This is a genomic window from Microtetraspora sp. AC03309 (assembly GCF_020826795.1).
GTDB classification, from domain to species: Bacteria; Actinomycetota; Actinomycetes; order Streptosporangiales; family Streptosporangiaceae; genus Microtetraspora; species Microtetraspora glauca.
This window is the reverse complement of sequence record NZ_JADDIL010000654.1, coordinates 1-377: the sequence shown is the minus strand read 5'-3', so window position 1 is coordinate 377 and position 377 is coordinate 1. Positions and strand designations below refer to the sequence as shown.

At 64.5% G+C, this 377-nt stretch carries 1 protein-coding gene; it reads left to right on the top strand.

The window, feature by feature from the left end:
- Window position 1: 1 nt before the first annotated feature.
- Window positions 2–377, top strand: a 376-nt coding sequence (locus tag IMZ11_RS44800) for a pyridoxal-phosphate dependent enzyme (RefSeq protein WP_228649912.1), incomplete at its 3' end; no start/stop codon positions are given.

Sequence of the window (377 nt, the reverse complement as noted above, 5' to 3'; positions counted from 1 at the left end):
GTTGGTTCCCGAGGCACTGATGGCGGTGATCGAAGAAGTCACCTCGGCCTATGAGAAGGCCCGCGGCGATCAGAATTTCCTCGATGAGCTCGACCGGCTGCAGCGTCACTACAGCGGCCGGCCGTCACCCCTGTACGAGGCAACCCGGTTGTCCGAGTATGCCGGTGGTGCGCGCATCTTCCTCAAGCGAGAGGACCTGAACCACACCGGTTCTCACAAGATCAACAACGTCCTGGGGCAGGCGCTGCTGGCGCGGCAAATGGGCAAGACCCGCGTCATCGCCGAGACCGGCGCCGGACAGCACGGCGTCGCCACCGCCACCGCGTGTGCACTGCTGGGTCTGGAATGCATCATCTACATGGGCGCGGTGGACACGG